This is a genomic window from Caulobacter mirabilis (genome assembly GCF_002749615.1).
GTDB classification, from domain to species: Bacteria; Pseudomonadota; Alphaproteobacteria; order Caulobacterales; family Caulobacteraceae; genus Caulobacter; species Caulobacter mirabilis.
In genome coordinates, this window is record NZ_CP024201.1 from 469,526 (window position 1) to 487,162 (window position 17,637).

Consider the following 17,637-nt stretch of genomic DNA (forward strand, 5'->3'; position numbering starts at 1 on the left):
AAACAAGCGTTTAAGGGAGGCGCGGATGTCGGCTGCTCAAGGAACCCTCTTCGACCTGACCGGCAAGGTCGCGATCATCACCGGCAGCTCGCGCGGGATCGGCAAGGCCATCGCCGAGCGCATGGCCCAGCACGGCGCCAAGGTGACGATCTCCTCGCGCAAGGCCGGGCCCTGCGAAGAGGTGGCCGCCGAGATCAACGCCGCCCACGGCGAGGGGACCGCGATCGCCGTTCCCGCCAACATCTCCTCGAAAGAGGACCTGCAACGCCTGGTCGACGAGACCCGCAAGGCGTTCGGCCGGATCGACATCGTGGTCTGCAACGCCGCCAGCAATCCCTACTACGGACCGCTGGCCGGCATCGCCGACGACCAGTTCCGCAAGATCCTCGACAACAACATCATCTCCAACCACTGGCTGATCAGCATGTGCGCCCCGGAGATGGTCGAGCGGAAGGACGGCGCGGTGATCATCGTCTCCTCGATCGGCGGCCTGCGCGGCAACGCCGTGATCGGCGCCTACAACATCTCCAAGGCGGCCGACTTCCAGCTGGCCCGCAACCTGGCCCACGAGTACGGGCCGCACGGCATCCGGGTGAACTGCATCGCGCCGGGGCTGATCAAGACCGACTTCGCCAAGGCCCTCTGGGACAACCCCGAGACCCTGCGCCGCTCGACCGAGGGCGTGCCGCTGCGTCGCATCGGCGAGCCGGACGAGATCGCCGGCGCCGCCGTGTTCCTGGCCTCGCCGGCCGGCACCTTCATGACCGGTCAGGCCGTCGTCGTGGATGGCGGCGCGACGATCTAGACCGCGGACAATCGCGCTTCGGACGAGGGCGGCCCGCCGCGGCCGCCCTTTTTCCATGGTCTCGGCGACCTGCGATCTTGAAAATTGGACGATGTCGTCCATTTTTCAATGACGAGGCCGCGTCTCCACCCTATGAAGGCGACCCCGTCGGCCCGGCCGGGAGCGAATCTCGCGCCGTCGGCGTTGCCATGTCATGCTTCCAAGGGGTTGGAGGACGCGTCGTGAGTCACGGCCACGACCTTTCGTGGGAAGAGTACGAACGGTCGTTGAAGCCGCACGAGCGGCCGACGATGCCGGGTTCGCCCGCGACGCCCGACCATCACTGGCGTCGCCGGATCGCCTACGGCGCCACCGGCTTCGTGGTCGCCATGACCGGCAGCCTGGGCAACGCGGCGGTCCAGGCCAACCTTCCCAACCTGCAGGGCTCTCTCGGGATCACGCCGGTCGAGGCCGCCTGGCTGCCGGTCGTCTTCGTGATGACCAACGCCTGCATGAACCTGATCCTGGTCAAGTTCCGCCAGCAGTACGGGCTGCGGCTGTTCACGCAGATCTTCCTGCTGGCCTTCCTGGCCATCTCGGTCGCGCCGCTGGTCTTCGAGGACTACGTCTCGACCCTGGCCGTGCGCGCGGTGGCCGGGATGGCGGCGGCCGGCCTGTCGAGCCTGGGCTTTCTCTACATCATCCAGGCCCTGCCGGCGCAGCATCGCCTCAAGGCCCTGATGCTCGGCATCGGCGTGTCCGGCCTGGCTCCGCCGCTGGCGCGGGTCATCATGCCGGACCTGTTGCTGATCGACGATTGGCGCGGGTTCTACGTCTTCGAGCTGGGCATGGTGCTGGTCTGCCTGGCCGCCACCTTCAGCCTCAAGCTGCCGCCGTCGCAGCGCATGAAGGTGTTCGAGCCGCTGGACTTCGTGACCTTCGCCCTGTTCGCGCCGGGCGTGGCTCTGCTCAGCGCCGTGCTGGGTCTGGGCCGCATCGTCTGGTGGTTCGAGGCGCCCTGGATCGGCTGGGCCCTGATCGGCGCCATCGTGCTGCTGACCGCCGCCATCCTGATCGAGTTCAACCGCAGCAATCCGCTGATCGACCTGCGCTGGCTGGCCGGCCAGGACGTCGCCCGGCTGATCCTGGCCATCCTGGTGGTGCGGATCGTGCTGGCCGAGCAGAACACGGGGGCCCTGGGCTTCCTGCAGGCGATGGGTCTCGGGCCCGATCAGCTGCTGGGGCTGTTCACGGTGATCCTGATCGCCAGCGCCGTCGGGACGGTCCTGATCGCCCTGCTGGTCAACCCGCTGAAGGCCGAGCGGCCGATCGCCGTGGCCCTGGCCCTGATCGCGGTCGGCGCCTTTCTGGACAGTCAGGCGACGGTGCTGACGCGCCCGGTCAATCTCTATCTCAGCCAGGCCCTGCTGGCCTTCGCGGCCGCCATCTTCATCGGCCCGGCGATGCTGATCGGCCTGGGCAACGCCCTGCGCCAGGGCCCCAAGACCTTCGTCTCCTTCATCGTGGTCTTCTCGGTGGGCCAGAACATCGGCGGCCTGGCCGGCTCGGCCCTGACCGGCACGGTCCAGGTCCTGCGCGAGAAGTTCCATTCCAACCAGCTGGCCGAGAGCATGACCCTGCTCGACCCGCAGGTCGTCCAGCGCTTGCAGCAGCTGTCGGGCGCCTATGGCCGGGTGATCACCGACCCCGCCCAGCGCGACGGCGTCGGCCTGCGCCTGCTGGGCCAGCAGATCACCCAGCAGGCCAACGTCCTGGCCTACAACGACGTGTCGCTGATGATCGCGGTGATCGCCGCCGTCGCCGCCGTCTGGATGACCTTCCACTACATCCGCGGTCAGCTGGCGCAGCAGCGCCAGGCCGCGCAACCCGCATCTCCGCCTCCGGCCTCCTTGGACGCGGACTGACGATCGAGCCCCTGATGACAGACGCCACGACAGACTCGCCGCCCGCCGCCGCTCAACCGACCGCCGCGCCGCCGCCGGCGACGCCGCGACGCAACGTGATGTGGTCGATCGTGCTGGTGCTGGCGGCCCTGGCCGGGATCACCCTGGTCCTCTACGCCTGGAGGCTGCCGCCGTTCTCCGACGCCATTCAGCGGACGGACAACGCCTACGTCCGGGGGCAGGTGACGATCATCGCGCCCCAGGTGAACGGCTATGTGAGCGCCGTCCCGGTGCAGGACTACCAAGTCGTGCAGGCCGGTCAGCTGCTGGCCCAGATCGACGACCGCATCTATCGCCAGCGGCTCGAACAGGCCGTCGCCAGTCTGCATTCGGCCGAGGCGGCGCTGGCCAATTCGGCGCAGAGCCAGTCGTCGGCGCGGGGCTCGGTGGCTTCCAGCCAGGCGGCGATCGCCGGGGCGCAGGCGAACCTGGCCAAGGCCCAGGCCGACGCCGACCGGGTGCGCAGGCTGCATGACGGCGGCTGGGTGGCCCAGGCCCAGGTCGACGTGGCCGAGGCCGCTCTGCGTTCGGCCCGAGCCACGCTCGCCCAGACCAAGGCCCAGGAGGCCATCGCCGAGACCAGCGTGACCACGGCCGTTGTCGGCAAGGGGTCTCTGGAGGCCGCCGTCGAGAACGCCCGGGCCCAGGTGCGGCTCGCCCAGATCGACCTCGACAACACCCGCATCGCCGCGCCGCGCGCCGGCCGGCTCGGCGAGATCGGCGTCAAGCAGGGCCAGTATGTCGCCACCGGCACGCAGCTGATGGCGCTGGTGCCCGACACCGTCTGGGTCGTGGCCAACATGAAGGAGACCCAGATGAAGCGCGTCCGGGTCGGCCAGCCGGTCGCGCTGACCGTCGACGCCCTGGGCGGTCAGGAAATCCGCGGCAAGGTCGAGCGGATCGCCCCGGCCACCGGCTCGGAGTTCAGCGTGATCAAGCCGGACAACGCCACCGGCAACTTCACCAAGGTCGCCCAGCGGATTCCGGTGCGCATCGCGATCACACCTGGACAGGAAGGCGCCCAGCGGCTGGCGCCGGGCATGTCTGTGGTGGCGCGGATCGATACGCGCTGAGGCAAGGCGCTACAGCCGCGCCGCCCGCGCCGCCGCCAGCCGCTCGATCCCCGCGTCCAGCGTCTCGTCGCGCTTGGCGAAGCAGAGGCGGACGATGCTGGTCGGCGCGTCCTGCTCGTAGAAGGCCGACACCGGTATGGCCGCCACGCCGTGGTCTTTCACTGCCCGCAGGCAGAAGTCTCGATCGGCCTCCGCGACGCCCGACGCCGACAGGTCGACGTTCAGGAAATAGGTCCCGGCCGCCGGCAGCACCTTGAACCCCTCCCGGGTCAGGCCGGCGGCCAGCCGGTCGCGCGAGCGCTGCAGGTCGCCCGGCATCCGCGCGAACCACTCGGCGCTGTTCTCCAGGCCCCAGGCGACGGCGGCCTGGAGGTTCGGCGGGGTGGTGAAGGTCAGGAACTGGTGCGCCCCGGCCAGGCCTTTGGTCAGCGCCGGCGCGGCGCAGAGGAAGCCGACCTTCCAGCCCGTCAGGGCGAACATCTTGCCGGCCGAGCCGATCTTCACCGTCCGCTCGCGCATGCCAGGGAAGGCGATCAGCGGCTTGAAGAGGCGACCGTCGAAGACGATCTGCTCCCAGACCTCGTCACAGACGGCGATCGCGTCATGCGCCACGCAGTACTCCGCCAGCAGGGCCAGGTCCTCGTCGGCGAAGATTGTCGCGGCCGGGTTCACCGGATTGTTCAGAACCACCAGCCGTGTCTTCGGCGTGAAGACGCCGTCCAGGGTCTCGCGCGTGATGCGGAAGTGGGGCGGCTCCAGCCGGGCCAGCTTCGGGATTCCGCCGCAACGCCGGACTATCGGCAGGTAGGCGTCGTACAGGGGTTGGAACAGCACCACCTCGTCGCCCGGCGATACGAGGCTGAGGAAAGCCGCGGCCAGGGCCTCGGTGGCGCCGGACGTGACGGTCACCTCGGCCTCGTCGAGGTCGAGCCCCTGGAACCGCGCGTAGTGGGCGGCGACGGCGCGGCGCAGCTCGGGCAGGCCCCGCATCGGCGGATACTGGTTGTAGCCGTTGATCGCCTCCTCAGCCGCCTTGCGTCGAACGGCCTCCGGCCCCGGCTCGTCGGGGAAGCCCTGGCCGAGGTTGATCGCTCCGGTCTCGCGGGCCAGCCCGCTCATCACTTCGAAGATGGTCGTGGGCAGGTCTGCGTAGACGGGATGGACCAAGGGACTTCTCCGGAGGGCTTCGGCTCCCTTTATAGTCAGGTCATGCGCATCGTCGATTTCGAACCCCGCCACGCCGCCGCCTGGAAGACGCTGAACGAGGCCTGGATCACCCGGTTCTTCGCGATCGAGGCCGCCGACAGGATCGTGCTCGACGATCCCCGGGGGCAGGTGATCGACAAGGGCGGCCACATCTTCATCGCCGAGGACGATGCGGGCGTCGCGATCGGCTGCGTCGGCCTGAAGCCGATGGCCGACGGCGGCTTCGAGGTCTCCAAGATGACCGTCGGCGAGGCGGCGCGAGGAACCGGCCTGGGCCGTCTGCTGATGCAGGCCTGTATCGACCGGGCCAGGGCCGTCGGCGCGCCGCGGCTGTATCTTGAGACCAATTCGAGCCTCGGGCCGGCCCTGGGTCTGTATCGCGCGGCCGGTTTCGTCCACCTGCCGCCGACAGAGACGCCCTACGCCCGCGCCGATGTGTTCATGGAGTTGCGGCTCGCCAAGTGATGCGCGGGGGCGACATTTCGCCGTTGAACGGATTTTGAGGCGCCTGATGGGTTGCCTCCGGCCGCGTTTTTCGCTTTGAGAGGCGCCTTCCTGTTCAGTTGAAAGACTCGATGAAAGACCCGTTGCGCACGGGCTTCGCCGAACGCCAAAAGGCCGCGGCCGAAGCCAAGAAGGCCATCCTGGCCAAGTTCAAGCCCAAGCCCTCCGTCACTGCGACCAATTTCGTCAGCCGCGAAGAGCGTCTGGCCGCCGAGCGGGAAGCCACCCGCCAGGCCCGTGAAGTCGCCAAGGAAGAGGCCCGCCGCGAAGCCGAGGCCAAGGCCGAGGCCGCCCGCGCCGTCGCTGAAGCGGCCGCCGAGGAAAAGCGTCTGCTGCTCCTGAACGACGAAGCCGCTCAGCTCGCCGCGAAGCGTGATGAGCGCAAGGCCCGCAAAGCCGAGGCGAAGTCCGCGGCCCGCGCCAAGCGGGAAGCCAAGCGCGCCTCGCGCTGAGCCAAGCCGGCGATTAATGCGAAGTTAGGCGCTCACGCTCCAGGGTTGCAGCCTGGAGCGGAGGCTTCGCCTTGTCCGACCCCCTGGTCACGCGTCCCTGTACAGAGATCGTCCTCCTCCGGCGGCGCGGCCTCCGGTCGACGCTGGTCCTGACGCTGGTCGCCGCGGCCGGCGGCTGGGTCTGGCTTGGCCTGCCGTTCGCCGCGCTCTGGGCCGCTATCGTGCTCGTTCAGATCGGGCTGAACCGCTTCATCGCCGCCCGGCTGGCCGCGGCGACGACCGAATCCGGGGTCCGGACGGAGTGGCTGATCGCGGCGACGACCTTTGTCTACACCGTGACCTACTGCGGCCTGCCCGCGGGTCTGGTCGTCCTGGGCGGCAGCGCCACGGCGATGGTGGCGGGCTTGGCTATGATCGGCGCGATCTCCCTCAGCAGCACCAGCGAGTTCGTCATATCCCGCCGGATCGGCCTGGCTTCGCTGTCGGCCTTGGCGCTGGTGACGACGGCCGTGGTCATCGCGCGGACGATGAGCGAGCCGCTGATCAATATCGCCTTCGCTCTGATCGCGGTGTTCGGCTTCTTCTTCGGGGTCCTGCAGTTCGGGATGCACCGCGTGCGGGTCGATCGCACGCTGCGCGCCGCCGTCGCCGAGGCCAAGACCGCCAACGCCGCCAAGAGCGTCTTCCTGGCCACCATGAGCCACGAGATCCGCACGCCCCTGAATGGGGTGCTGGGCATGGCTCAGGCGATGGAGGCCGGGCGGTTGGATCCGATCCAGCGCGAACGGCTGGGCATCATCCGCGAAGCCGGCCAGGCCCTGACCAATCTGCTCAACGACATTCTCGACCTGTCGAAGATCGAGGCCGGCAAGCTGGAGCTGGATGACGAGCCGTTCGAGCTCGACGTCGTGCTGCGCGCGGGCGCGGCCTCGTTCGCCGCCGTCGCGGCGGACAAGGGGCTGGACCTGTCGGTCGAGATCTCGGCCGAGGCGGCGGGACTCTATCGCGGCGACCCGGCCCGCCTCCGCCAGGTGCTGGCCAACCTGGTGTCCAATGCGGTCAAGTTCACCGACCAAGGCGGGGTTTCGGTCACCGCGACGCGGGACGAGGGCGGGCTGAAGCTGACGGTGAGCGACACCGGGCCCGGGATCGCGCCGAACCGGCTGGGCCAGCTGTTCGGCAAGTTCGCCCAGCTCGACGCCTCGGCGACCCGCCGCCATGGCGGAACCGGCCTGGGCCTGGCGATCTCACGCGAGCTCTGCGAACTCATGGGCGGCTCGATCACGGTCGACAGCGAACCCGGCCGCGGCTCGGCCTTCATCGTGACCCTGCCGCTGAAGCCGATCGAGGCGACCGTTCCGTCCGCTTCCGTCGCCGACCTGGCGGAGGCGGCCGGACGGTTCGAACTGCGCGTCCTCGCGGCTGAGGACAACGCCGTCAACCGGCTGGTGCTCGAGACCTTGCTCGCCCAGGCCGGCATCGTTCCGACGACGGTCGAGGACGGCGCGGCGGCGGTCCGCGCCTGGGCTGAACGGCCGTGGGACCTGATTCTGATGGACGTCCACATGCCGGTGCTCGATGGCCTCGGCGCCGTCCGAGAGATTCGGGCGCGGGAGGCCGCCGAGGGGCGTTCGCGGACCCCCGTCATTGCCCTGACCGCCAACGCCATGACGCATCAGGTCGCCGAACTCCTGGCCGCGGGCATGGATCGGCATGTTCCCAAGCCAATCGTCGCCACGGACCTGTTCGCCGCCATCGAGTCGGTGCTGGCCGAGCCGGCGATGGCGCTGCCGAGCGACGCGGCCTAAGTCGCGGGCATGACCTCGCCCCTGGACGCGATCCGCGCTCGTCGCAAGTTGACCAACAAGATCATCGCCGCCCATGAAGCGGCGCGTTTGAAGCCGTTCCTCCATCCGGACATGACGCTGATCACCGGCGACGGCTCGCTGGTGCTGGGCGCCCAGGCCGTTGTGGACGCCTTCGCCGGCCAGTTCGCCGACCCGGCCTTTGTGCGCTACGTCCGAGCGACCGAGACGGTCGAGCTGGACGAGTTCGGCGATCGGGCCGCCGAGTCCGGCCGCTGGACCGCGCTATGGAAGAGCGGCGACGGCGAGCAGACCATGAGCGGAACCTATCTCGCGACCTGGCGGAAACTGACCGGCCAGTGGGTGATCGAGAACGAGCTGTTCGTGACTCTGAACGGCTAGAGCTTCGTCTCGCGGGCCAACCAGTCGATGAAGGCCCGGACGCGCGCCGGCAGGTGTCCGCCCTGGCCGACGTAGACCGCGTGGATCTCCTCGATGTCGTGCGGATTGAACGCCTCCAGCACCGGCACGAGACGGCCGGCGGCGATGTCATGCTCGACATGGAAGCGTCCCTGGCGACCCAGGCCGACGCCGTCCAGCGTCAGCCGGCGCATGGTCTCGCCGTCGCTGACCAGGATGCGGGTCGCGCCGAGATAGGGCGCCGTCTCGCCGCGCTCGTCCAGGAACAGCCAGTCCTGGACGCTGCGCTGGAAGCAGAAGCCCATCAGCTGATGATCGGCCAGGTCGGCGACCGTCCGCGGCGTCCCGTGGCGGGCGAGGTAGTCGGGGGAGGCGACGACCACCTTGCGGCTCTCGCCCAGCTTCCGCGCCATGAGCTGGGAGGATTGCAGGCGGCCGACTCGTATGGCGACGTCGGCGCGTTCGTCCAGCAGGTCGATCACGTGATCGGTCAGGGCCAGGTCGAGCTGCACCTCCGGGTGCTCGGCGAGGAACCGCGGCAGCATCGGCGACAGGAAATGCAGGCCGAAGCCGATGTTGGCGTTGACCCGCAGGCGGCCCCGCGGCGTCTCGCCGGACGAAGCCTCGCGCTCGGCCTCGCCGATGTCGGCCAGCACTCGGACGCTGCGGTCGTAGAAGGCCGCGCCCTCCGGCGTGAGCTGCAGCTTGCGGGTCGAGCGGTTGACCAGCCGGGCGCCGAGGCGGGTCTCCAGCCGGCCGACCAGCTTGCTGACCGCCGACGGGGTCATGCGCAGGTCGCGGGCCGCGGCGGAGAAACCGCCCCGCTCGACGACCCGGGCGAAGACCTCCATCTCGCCGGAGCGATTGATCTCTGTGCGCGCCATGGTGAATTGAAATCACAGATGCTGTTCCAATTCAGCATCTAATTCACGAGCGACGCGATCGCTACGTCCGCGCCTCGAAACGCTGTTCGAGGACCAAGCCGTGCCCGTAGCCCTTCTCGCCCTGACCGCCGGAGCCTTCGGGATCGGCGTCACCGAATTCGTCATCATGGGTCTGCTGCTGCAGATCTCGGCCGACCTGGGGGTGTCGATCCCCGCCGCGGGTCTGCTCATCTCCGGCTATGCGCTGGGCGTGTTCGCCGGCGCGCCGATCCTGACCATCGCCACGCGCAAGCTGCCGCGGAAGACCACCCTGATCGCCCTGATGGTCATCTTCACCGTCGGCAACCTGGCCTGCGCCCTGGCGCCCAACTACGAGACCCTGATGATCGCCCGGGTGATCACCGCCCTGGCGCACGGCACCTTCTTCGGCGTCGGCTCGGTGGTCGCCACCACCGTCGTGGCGCCGGACAAGCGCGCCTCGGCCATCGCCATCATGTTCACCGGCCTGACCGCCGCCACCCTGCTGGGCGTGCCGTTCGGGGCGTGGCTGGGCCTGGAGTACGGCTGGCGCTCGACCTTCTGGGCCGTGACCGCCCTCGGCGTCCTGGCCACCGCCGTGCTGGCGATCTTCGTGCCGTCGTCGAAGGCGGTCGAGGCGCCGTCCAGCCTGCGGGAGGAGGTGGCTGTCCTGGCCCGGCCGCAGGTGCTGATGGGCCTGGCCATGACCGTGCTCGGCTACGCCGGCGTGTTCGCGGTCTTCACCTACATCCAGCCGATCCTGACCGAGGTCACCGGCTTCTCGAAGGCGGCCGTCTCGCCGGTCCTGCTGGTGTTCGGCGGCGGCATGGCGCTGGGCAACATCCTCGGCGGCAAGCTGGCCGACCGGCGGCTGATGCCGGCCGTGCTGGGCACGCTGACGGTCCTCGCCGTCGTGCTGGGCCTGATGACCTTCGGCATCCAGTCCAAGATCGCCGCCGTGGTCTTCTCCGGCCTGCTCGGGATCGCGGCCTTCGCCACCGTCGCGCCGCTGCAGTTGCGGGTGCTGGAGAAGGCGGGCGGCGCCGGCCAGAGCCTGGCCTCCAGCCTGAACATCGCCGCCTTCAACCTCGGCAACGCCCTGGGCGCCTGGCTCGGCGGCGTGGTCATCGCCAGCGCTCTGCTGGGTCTGCAGTCGGTGACCTGGGTCGCGGCTCTGGTCACCGCCGCGGGCCTCCTGATCGCCCTGGCCAGCTGGCGCATGGACCGTCGCGAACGCGCCGCCGCCCTCAGCCTGGAAGGAGCCGCCTCGTGAGCATCGAGCCCAAGATCGCGCTGGTCGTCGGCGCCAACGGCGTCATCGGCCGCAATCTCGTCGATCACCTCAAGACGCTGGAGGATTGGTCCGTTGTCGGCCTGTCGCGTCGGGGCGGCCCTGACGAAGATCGGGTCCGCCACATCGCGGTCGATTTGCTCGATGCGGAAGACGCCCGGGCCAGGCTGAGCGGCCTGGCCGAGGTGACGCACATCTTCTACGCCGCCTACCAGGACCGCCCGAACTGGGCCGAGCTGACAGCGCCCAACCTGGCCATGCTGGTCAATGTCGTTGAGGCGGTCGAACCGATCGCCAAGGGGCTGGCGCACATCAGCCTGATGCAGGGCTACAAGGTCTATGGCGCGCATCTGGGGCCGTTCAAGACGCCGGCGCGCGAGACCGACGCGGGTCACATGCCGCCGGAGTTCAACGTCGATCAGCAGCAGTTCCTGGAGCGGCGCCAGATCGGCAAGGCCTGGACCTGGTCCGCCATCCGCCCCAGCGTCGTGGGCGGTTTCGCGCTCGGCAATCCGATGAACCTGGCCATGGTGATCGCGGTCTACGCCTCGATCAGCAAGGCGCTCGGTCTGCCGCTGCGCTTTCCCGGCAAGCCGGGCGCCTACGACCGGCTGCTGGAGATGACCGACGCCGGCCTCCTGGCCCGCGCGACGGTCTGGGCCGCGACCGACCCGGCCTGCGCCAACCAGGCGTTCAACATCAACAACGGCGACCTGTTCCGGTGGTCGGAGATGTGGCCGAAGATCGCCCGGTTCTTCGATCTGGAGGTCGCGCCGCCGCTGCCCATGAGCCTGGCCGAGGTCATGTCCGACAAGGCCGGGCTCTGGGACGCCATGGTCGAACGCCACGGGCTCGAACCGCGTCCCTATGCCGAGGTCTCGTCCTGGGGCTTCGGGGACTTCGTGTTCTCGTGGGACTGGGACATGTTCGCCGACGGGACCAAGGCGCGCCGCCTCGGCTTCCACGAGCATGTGGAGACCGAGGCGATGTTCATGGCCATCTTCGAGGACTTCCGGCGACGGAAGGTGATCCCCTAGGCTCGCGGCTTGCCCTTGAACGGCTTCTTCGGGCCTCCTGACTTGAAGCCCGTGTCGGGCTTGAAGCCGCCGGCGCGCTTGGGCCCCTTGTACTCGCCGCCGGCCTTGAAAGCGCCGCCGTCGGCGCGGGGCTTGCGGAAGGGCTTGTCGCCCTTCGGGGCGGCCGGATCGTAGGGCACCGACTCGCGGGCCGAGGCGTCGCGCGGCGCGCGGCCGGGCTTGCGCTCCTCGCGCGGGGCCGGACGCTCCTCGCGGGGCTTCCACTCCGGCTTCTCGGCGCGGGCCGGACGCTCGGCGCGTTCCGGGCGCGGAGCCTTGTCCTTCCAGGCCGGCTTGTCGCCGCGCGGCTTGTCCTTCCACTCCGGGCGCGCTGGGCGGTCGCCCCCCTCGGCGCGGGCCGGACGGTCCTTCCAGTCGGGACGATCGCCGCGGGGCGCCTTGTCCTTCCAGTCCGCGCGCGGCGCCCGGTCCTTGAAGGCCGGGCGGGCGGGACGTTCATCGCCCTCGGCGCGCGGGGCGCGCTCCTTCCAGTCCGGACGGTCGCCGCGCGGCGCGCGCTGCGGACGCTCGCCCCGCTCCTCGCGGTCGGCGAACTTCTTCTTCGGCCCGAAGTCCTTCGAGGTCGGCGGGGTCGAGCGTTCGACCTTCACGTCCTTGTCCTCGCTCGCTTCCGCGGCCTCCAGGAAGCGCCCGGCGACGCCCTGGGCGATCTGGAACTTGGTCTCGCGGTCGAAGATGCGGATCTGGCCGATCTCCTTCTTGGTCACGTGGCCGATGCGGCAGAGCAGCGGCAAGATCCACTTCGGATCGGCGTTCTTGGCTCGGCCGATCGACAGCTTGAACCAGGTCGCGTCGGCGAAGGCGTCGTGATCGCGCGGCCCTTCGGAAGGCTCGAAGTCGCCATCGCGCTCACGGCGCTCCGGACGCTTGCGGTCCTGGCCCGGGCCCGGGTCGTACAGCTCTTCCGGCTCCGGCAGGCGCGAGCGGAACACCTTCACCAGGGCGGCGGCGACCTGTTCGGCCGGATGGCGGGCCAGGATGTCGCGCGCCACGGCCAGGTCGTCCTCGGCCGGGGTCTCGGTCAGGGCCGGGTCCTGCAGCATGCGCTCGCGGTCGCCGGCGCGGATCTCCTCGGCGCTGGGCGGGCCGCTCCAGATGGCGTCGATGTTGGCCGAGTAGAGCAGGGAGTCGGCCTTGCGGCGGCGGGTGTAGGGGACCAGCAGGACCGAGGTGCCCTTCTTGCCGGCGCGGCCGGTGCGGCCCGAGCGGTGCAGCAGGGTGGCCTTGTTGGTCGGCAGGTCGGCGTGGACCACCAGGCCCAGGTCCGGCAGGTCCAGGCCGCGGGCGGCGACGTCGGTGGCGACGCAGACGCGGGCGTGGCGGTCGCGCAGGGCCTGCAGGGCGTCGTTGCGCTCGCGCTGGCCCATTTCGCCCGACAGGCCGACCACGGCGAAGCCGCGCTCGCGCAGACCGGCGTACAGGTGCCGGACGGCGTCGCGGGTGTGGCAGAAGACCAGGGCGCTGCCGGCGTCGTAGGCGCGCAGCACGTTGACCACCGCGTGCTCCAGCTCGTTCGGGGCGACGCGGATGGCGCGGTATTCGATGTCGCCGTGCGGCTCGTCGCGGGCGATGGTGTCGATGCGGACGGCGTCGGTCTGGTAGGTCTTGGCCAGCTGGGCGATGTCGCGCGCGATGGTCGCCGAGAACAGCAGGGTGCGGCGGTCCTCCGGCGTGGTCTCGAGGATGAACTCCAGGTCCTCGCGGAAGCCCAGGTCGAGCATCTCGTCGGCCTCGTCCAGGACGGCGACCTTCAGGCCCGACAGGTCGAGGTGGCCGCGCTCCAGGTGGTCGCGCAGGCGGCCCGGCGTGCCGACGACGATGTTGCAGCCCTGGTTCAGGGCGCGCTGCTCGCGGCGGGCGTCCATGCCGCCGACGCAGGTGACGATGCGGGCGCCGGCCTGTTTGTAGAGCCATTCCAGCTCGCGGCTGACCTGCAGGGCCAACTCGCGGGTCGGGGCGATGATCAGCGCCGCCGGACGGCCGTCGCCGCCGAGGTACTGCTCTTCGCCCAGCAGGGTCGGGGCCATGGCCACGCCGAAGGCGACGGTCTTGCCCGAGCCGGTCTGGGCCGAGACCAGCAGGTCGCGGCCTTCGGCCTCGGGCTCCAGCACGGCGCGCTGGACGGGGGTGGGTTCGGCGTAGCCCTGCGCGACGAGCGCCTGCTCGATGGCGGGGTGAAGGGGCGGGAAGGCCATTTTGGGTAGTTCCTGACGGGGCGAAAACGCATGGGGCGCCCGGTCGGCTCGCAAAGGCGAGGGCGTGTATCAGCGTTTCTAAGCAAGTGAGGCGGGGCTCATACAGGGAAACCGGGGCAAAAGCCACCCCGGCCGCCGAAACGCCGCGCCGAGCGCGCGGATCCTCTCCCATTGGGAGAGGGGGACCATGCGAAGCATGGTGGAGAGGGTCCAGGGCATCAGACCCCCTCCACCACCCTGCGGGTGGTCCCCCTCCCCCAAGAGGGGAGGACCCGGAGCGCCGCCCTGGCGCGGTCGCGATATTTTCCGTCATGATGCCGAAAGCGCGCCAAGGCGATCGGCGCCACGCTCTCGACATCAACAGCAGAGGGGCGTTCCATGACCACGCGTTTCCGCCATTTCGCCATACACGCCGACGACGTCCAGCGGGCCAAGGGCTTCTACGAACAGGCTCTGGGGTTGGAATTCACCCCCTGGGGCCCGCCGGACTTCTACCAGATCAAGGGCGTCGGCGACGGCCTCCAGGGCGCCCTGCAGCAGCGCCACGAGATCGTCGCCGGCAAGCGGCCGACAGCCTTCGAGGCGACCCTGGGCGTCGACGACCTGAAGGCGACCGTCGCGGCGATCGAGGCGGCGGGCGGCAGGATCGTCATGCCGCCGTACCGGATCGAGGGCGTCGGCGAGCTGATCTATTTCGAGGACACCGAGGGCAACGTCTGCGGCGCGATGCAGTACGAGCCCGGGGTGTGGGACCGCTGAGTCCGGTCGGCGACGGCTTCCTCGTCCGGTCGCTGGCGGTCACCTACGGCGACGGCTTCGCCCTGGACGAGCACGCCCATCCGTGGGGCCAGCTGGTCTATGCGGTCAGCGGGGTGATGCGGGTGACGGCGGGCGAGACCCTGTGGTTCGTGCCCTCGACCCGGGCCATCTGGCTGCCGCCCCATCGCCCGCACAGCATCGTCGTCCAAGGGCAGACGGCGATGCGGACGCTCTACCTGTCGCCGCGGATCGCCGGCGGCCTGCCCGAGGCGGCGGTGGCGCTGGAGGTCGCGCCGCTGCTGCGCGAGCTGGTGCTGCACGTCCTGGCGCGCGGCATGCTGGGCGGAGAGGGCGACGAGGGGCGGATGGCCGCCGTCCTGGTCGACCGGATCGCCGCCGCCCGGCCGCAGGATCTGGCCCTGCCGCTGCCGGCCGACCGTCGCGCCCTGGCCCTGGCCGAGCGACTGCGCGACGACCCCGCCGACCGCCGCGCCCTGGCGACCCTGGCGCGAGAGGCCGGCGCCTCGCTGCGCACCCTGCAGCGGCTGTTTCCGGACCAGACCGGCCTGTCGCTGGACGCCTGGCGCCAGAAGGCGCGCCTGGTCCAGGCCGCCGCCGCCCTGGCCGCCGGCGCGGCGGTGACCGTGGCCGCGCTCGACTGCGGCTACGACAGCCCCAGCGCCTTCATCACCGCCTTCAAGCGCCAGTTCGGGGTCACGCCGGGACGGTGGCGGGGGTGACGCCGGGCCCTCACATCTGTCAGGCTCCGGGCCATGACGACGATCGCCGGCCATGACGCCTACATCGCCGCGGCGCCCGAAGCCTTCCGGCCGCTGCTGACCCGCCTCCGCGCGCAGCTTGCGGCCGCGCTGCCGGACGCCGAGGCGGTCATCCGGTACGACATGCCCGGCTTCGCGATCGGCAAGGCCATCGTCGCGGGCTACGCCGCCTTCAGCAAACAGTGCGGCCTCTACGTCGACCCGGCGGCGATCGCCGCCCACGCGGACGAGATCGCCGCCGCCGGCCTGAAGGCGACCAAGACCGGCGTGACCTTCTCGGACCGCAAGCCGATCCCGGACGAATTGGTGCGGCGGCTGGCGTTGGCGTCGCGGGAGAGCCTCGGCCTGTAAATCGGCAATCCTCCCCGGAGCGCAGCGAGGGGGAGGGGGACCATGCGAAGCATGGTGGAGGGGTCGGCGCGGGGAGTTCCGGAAGGGGCTCAGCCGCCGCCATTCACCGCCCGCCGCCGCCGCTCCTCACCACGGTGTGGGGAGGAGGCCTCCCCTTCGATCTCATGCAGGCCAGCGTGCCGGACGAGCCGGGTTGGTCAAGGACCGCGCTCGCGCGCGGCCGCGGAGCGGCGGGCCTCCGGCCCGTCCTTGAGCAACCCGGATCGCCCGGCGATCGTCTCGGCAAGAGATGAAGGGGTTGGTGGGGCATGAACCCATCCCACGGAGACGGAGCACGCATCTGCCAGGCTGGCATGACTATGGATCAGGGAAAGTGACGACGCTTCCTACAGTCTCTTCGATTGCTGCGCGGCAAGCTGCACGGAAGGTATCATCCTCGGGGTGGTTAAGCAGATGAACCGCGACCGTGTAGAGATCCGCAGTTCGAATGAGCGCTGAACCGAGCCGCTTCGCGTTTGTGAGGCTCTTCTGGGTGAACTGTTCCGCACGACTGGTGGGTGCCGATAGACGAAAGCCGTTGCCGAAAAGAAGACCCTTGGCTGGCTCATTGACCTCCCCACGTTCGAAGTCCTCCCCGATGTTGGACTCCAGTTGGCGAAACTTGGAAATATCGATCGCACTGGAATCTTTTCCCTCAGATTCCCCGATCATCCGCATTCCAGTCGGGCTGACAATAACGTGGTCGATCTCGAGGTCTCCGATGCGGAGCGCCTCAACGGTGTATCCCAACAACCGAAGTGCTTTCTCAATTGATCGCTCGAGCGGCTTCCCACTTTCATAAAGAAGGTAAGAGTACTCAAGGATGCCTGCCTTCTGGCGAAGCTGCTCGTCTCGCTGCCCTGCAAGCTCATCGAGGCGCGCGTCAATCCCAGCGATGACGCCGTCGATATCATCGATGGCATTCGGCTTCTCGTATTCGCCGATCCAGTCGGGAGGGGGGCTCAGTTCCATCGAGCCCTTCAGCATCCGATCGATCGACACTAGTTGCCCGACAACCGCGTGAGATACCTTGAGTGCCTTCGTGCTCCAGACCTCTTCACCATCGTCAGAGACTTCAAGAAACCCTTCAGCTTCAAAGTCAAAATATGGGAGCAGCACAAGTGATCCTGGCGCGTCCTGAATTCGAACGACCCCGCCAATGGCGGTTCCATCCTTGGCGACGAACACAGTGCTCATTAGGGCAGGGTCTTCGAAAATGACGCGGTATTCGACAATGTCCTTTATGGTTTCGTATAGGCCTTTGTAGGCGGCGTTTCTGACAGAAATGGCCCTCCCTCTTGCATTTCTGACGCGGAAATTTCCAGGTATTATGGAATAGTTGTCTATCGGCTTTGTGGAATAAGTTCTGCTACCCTTTGACGGTGTTGTATAACTTGTTGCGATTTGATCCTCTTCGTGCCCACTGAGAATAACGAAAACCGTTTTTCCCGCTGAGAGGGCGCCGCTAAGTTCTCGAAACCAGTGTTTTGATGCCTTTGAAAATAGGGTGGACCCTTCTATCGATACGCAAGACCCTCCTCCCGAAAAATCAATGCGATCATAGTGGGGGAGTTGTGGATCAAATACAACGATATCGTAGTCTCTAAGTGATCCATCAGAGTCGTATTCTATTTCATTATAAACGGTTGGTATCTGAGTATTGATACATACGATCGATTTCATGTTGAGCCTGTATCAATGGGTGTCGAGTTTGTCCGCGCAGTGCGCGGGAACTCGAGTCAGCTCAGAAGATGACTCCATGCCACAAGAGATCGTCAACGGCCTAGCGGGGTGAGCAGCCAAGTGTCGACATGGTTGAAGTTGGCAACTCTGACGCGGTGAGGCCTAGTTCGAAGCGGGTGTCTCAGACGCAACCGACGCTGAGAAATCTCGCCATAAGTCATTTAAAACCGCGCTCCGCACAATCCCGACCCCCAAACGCAAAGAAGGCGGGCCGCCTCTCAGCGCCCCGCCCTTCAATCGCTAGCCGCCCGGCCCCCCGTCCCCTGAAGGCCG

General features: G+C 68.6%; 16 protein-coding genes. 12 read left to right on the forward strand and 4 right to left on the reverse strand.

The features are described 5' to 3' along the window. The first annotated feature begins 25 nt into the window (after window positions 1-25). The 3 genes from CSW64_RS02245 to CSW64_RS02255 all read left to right on the forward strand — a co-directional run bounded on the left by CSW64_RS02245 (window position 26) and on the right by CSW64_RS02255 (window position 3,821). A complete protein-coding gene (locus tag CSW64_RS02245; protein ID WP_099620573.1) occupies window positions 26-805 on the forward strand; it encodes an SDR family NAD(P)-dependent oxidoreductase in 780 nt (259 codons plus the stop codon). Window positions 806-1,026: 221 nt separating this feature from the next. Beyond that, window positions 1,027-2,709, forward strand: a complete 1,683-nt coding sequence (locus CSW64_RS02250) for an MFS transporter (protein WP_216361222.1) — start codon at window positions 1,027-1,029, stop codon at window positions 2,707-2,709. A gap of 14 nt (window positions 2,710-2,723) precedes the next feature. Then, on the forward strand, window positions 2,724-3,821 hold the full coding sequence (locus CSW64_RS02255; protein ID WP_245863803.1) for an HlyD family secretion protein: 1,098 nt from the start codon (window positions 2,724-2,726) through the stop codon (window positions 3,819-3,821). Window positions 3,822-3,830: 9 nt separating this feature from the next. On the opposite strand, the gene CSW64_RS02260 is transcribed toward CSW64_RS02255, so the two are convergent. Further along, window positions 3,831-4,988 carry an aminotransferase gene (locus tag CSW64_RS02260; RefSeq protein ID WP_099620576.1) on the reverse strand — a complete coding sequence of 386 codons (1,158 nt, stop codon included), beginning with the start codon at window positions 4,986-4,988 and terminating at the stop codon, window positions 3,831-3,833. A 42-nt stretch (window positions 4,989-5,030) separates the two neighbouring features. Between CSW64_RS02260 and CSW64_RS02265 the strand changes: the two genes are divergently transcribed. From CSW64_RS02265 to CSW64_RS02280, 4 genes are all read left to right on the forward strand, one after another. Continuing rightward, window positions 5,031-5,492: a GNAT family N-acetyltransferase gene (locus CSW64_RS02265; protein ID WP_099620577.1), complete on the forward strand. Its 462-nt coding sequence runs from the start codon at window positions 5,031-5,033 to the stop codon at window positions 5,490-5,492. A gap of 110 nt (window positions 5,493-5,602) precedes the next feature. Continuing rightward, window positions 5,603-5,983 carry a DUF6481 family protein gene (locus tag CSW64_RS02270; RefSeq protein ID WP_099620578.1) on the forward strand — a complete coding sequence of 127 codons (381 nt, stop codon included), beginning with the start codon at window positions 5,603-5,605 and terminating at the stop codon, window positions 5,981-5,983. 71 nt (window positions 5,984-6,054) lie between these two features. Next, the gene (locus CSW64_RS02275; RefSeq protein WP_099620579.1) at window positions 6,055-7,791 is read left to right on the forward strand and encodes an ATP-binding protein; all 1,737 of its coding nucleotides are present in this window, start codon (window positions 6,055-6,057) and stop codon (window positions 7,789-7,791) included. Between the two features lie 9 nt (window positions 7,792-7,800). Further along, window positions 7,801-8,190: a nuclear transport factor 2 family protein gene (locus CSW64_RS02280; RefSeq protein WP_099620580.1), complete on the forward strand. Its 390-nt coding sequence runs from the start codon at window positions 7,801-7,803 to the stop codon at window positions 8,188-8,190. Here CSW64_RS02280 and CSW64_RS02285 read toward each other — a convergent pair. Next, a complete protein-coding gene (locus tag CSW64_RS02285; RefSeq protein ID WP_099620581.1) occupies window positions 8,187-9,092 on the reverse strand; it encodes a LysR family transcriptional regulator in 906 nt (301 codons plus the stop codon). The genes CSW64_RS02280 and CSW64_RS02285 overlap by 4 nt on opposite strands. A gap of 100 nt (window positions 9,093-9,192) precedes the next feature. On the opposite strand from CSW64_RS02285, the gene CSW64_RS02290 reads away from it, so the two are divergent. Both CSW64_RS02290 and CSW64_RS02295 read left to right on the forward strand, forming a co-directional pair. Continuing rightward, complete coding sequence (locus CSW64_RS02290; protein ID WP_099620582.1) at window positions 9,193-10,383, forward strand: MFS transporter; 1,191 nt, start codon at window positions 9,193-9,195, stop codon at window positions 10,381-10,383. Then, a complete protein-coding gene (locus CSW64_RS02295) occupies window positions 10,380-11,438 on the forward strand; it encodes an SDR family oxidoreductase (protein ID WP_099620583.1) in 1,059 nt (352 codons plus the stop codon). The genes CSW64_RS02290 and CSW64_RS02295 overlap by 4 nt, the downstream gene beginning before the upstream one ends. Here CSW64_RS02295 and CSW64_RS02300 read toward each other — a convergent pair. After that, window positions 11,435-13,693, reverse strand: coding sequence for a DEAD/DEAH box helicase (locus CSW64_RS02300; RefSeq protein WP_099620584.1), 2,259 nt, complete (start codon window positions 13,691-13,693; stop codon window positions 11,435-11,437). The two genes, CSW64_RS02295 and CSW64_RS02300, sit on opposite strands and share 4 nt — an antisense overlap. A 378-nt stretch (window positions 13,694-14,071) precedes the next feature. On the opposite strand from CSW64_RS02300, the gene CSW64_RS02305 reads away from it, so the two are divergent. From CSW64_RS02305 to CSW64_RS02315, 3 genes are read left to right on the forward strand one after another with little or no spacing between them, the layout of a single operon-like run. Next, the gene (locus tag CSW64_RS02305) at window positions 14,072-14,452 is read left to right on the forward strand and encodes a VOC family protein (protein WP_099620585.1); all 381 of its coding nucleotides are present in this window, start codon (window positions 14,072-14,074) and stop codon (window positions 14,450-14,452) included. Then, window positions 14,440-15,192: an AraC family transcriptional regulator gene (locus CSW64_RS02310; RefSeq protein WP_172448431.1), complete on the forward strand. Its 753-nt coding sequence runs from the start codon at window positions 14,440-14,442 to the stop codon at window positions 15,190-15,192. Before CSW64_RS02305 ends, CSW64_RS02310 begins: the two co-directional genes overlap by 13 nt. A gap of 33 nt (window positions 15,193-15,225) precedes the next feature. Beyond that, the gene (locus tag CSW64_RS02315) at window positions 15,226-15,582 is read left to right on the forward strand and encodes an iron chaperone (RefSeq protein ID WP_099620586.1); all 357 of its coding nucleotides are present in this window, start codon (window positions 15,226-15,228) and stop codon (window positions 15,580-15,582) included. A gap of 357 nt (window positions 15,583-15,939) precedes the next feature. Here CSW64_RS02315 and CSW64_RS21730 read toward each other — a convergent pair whose 3' ends face one another. After that, window positions 15,940-17,304: a hypothetical protein gene (locus tag CSW64_RS21730; protein ID WP_150131306.1), complete on the reverse strand. Its 1,365-nt coding sequence runs from the start codon at window positions 17,302-17,304 to the stop codon at window positions 15,940-15,942. Window positions 17,305-17,637 lie beyond the last annotated feature (333 nt).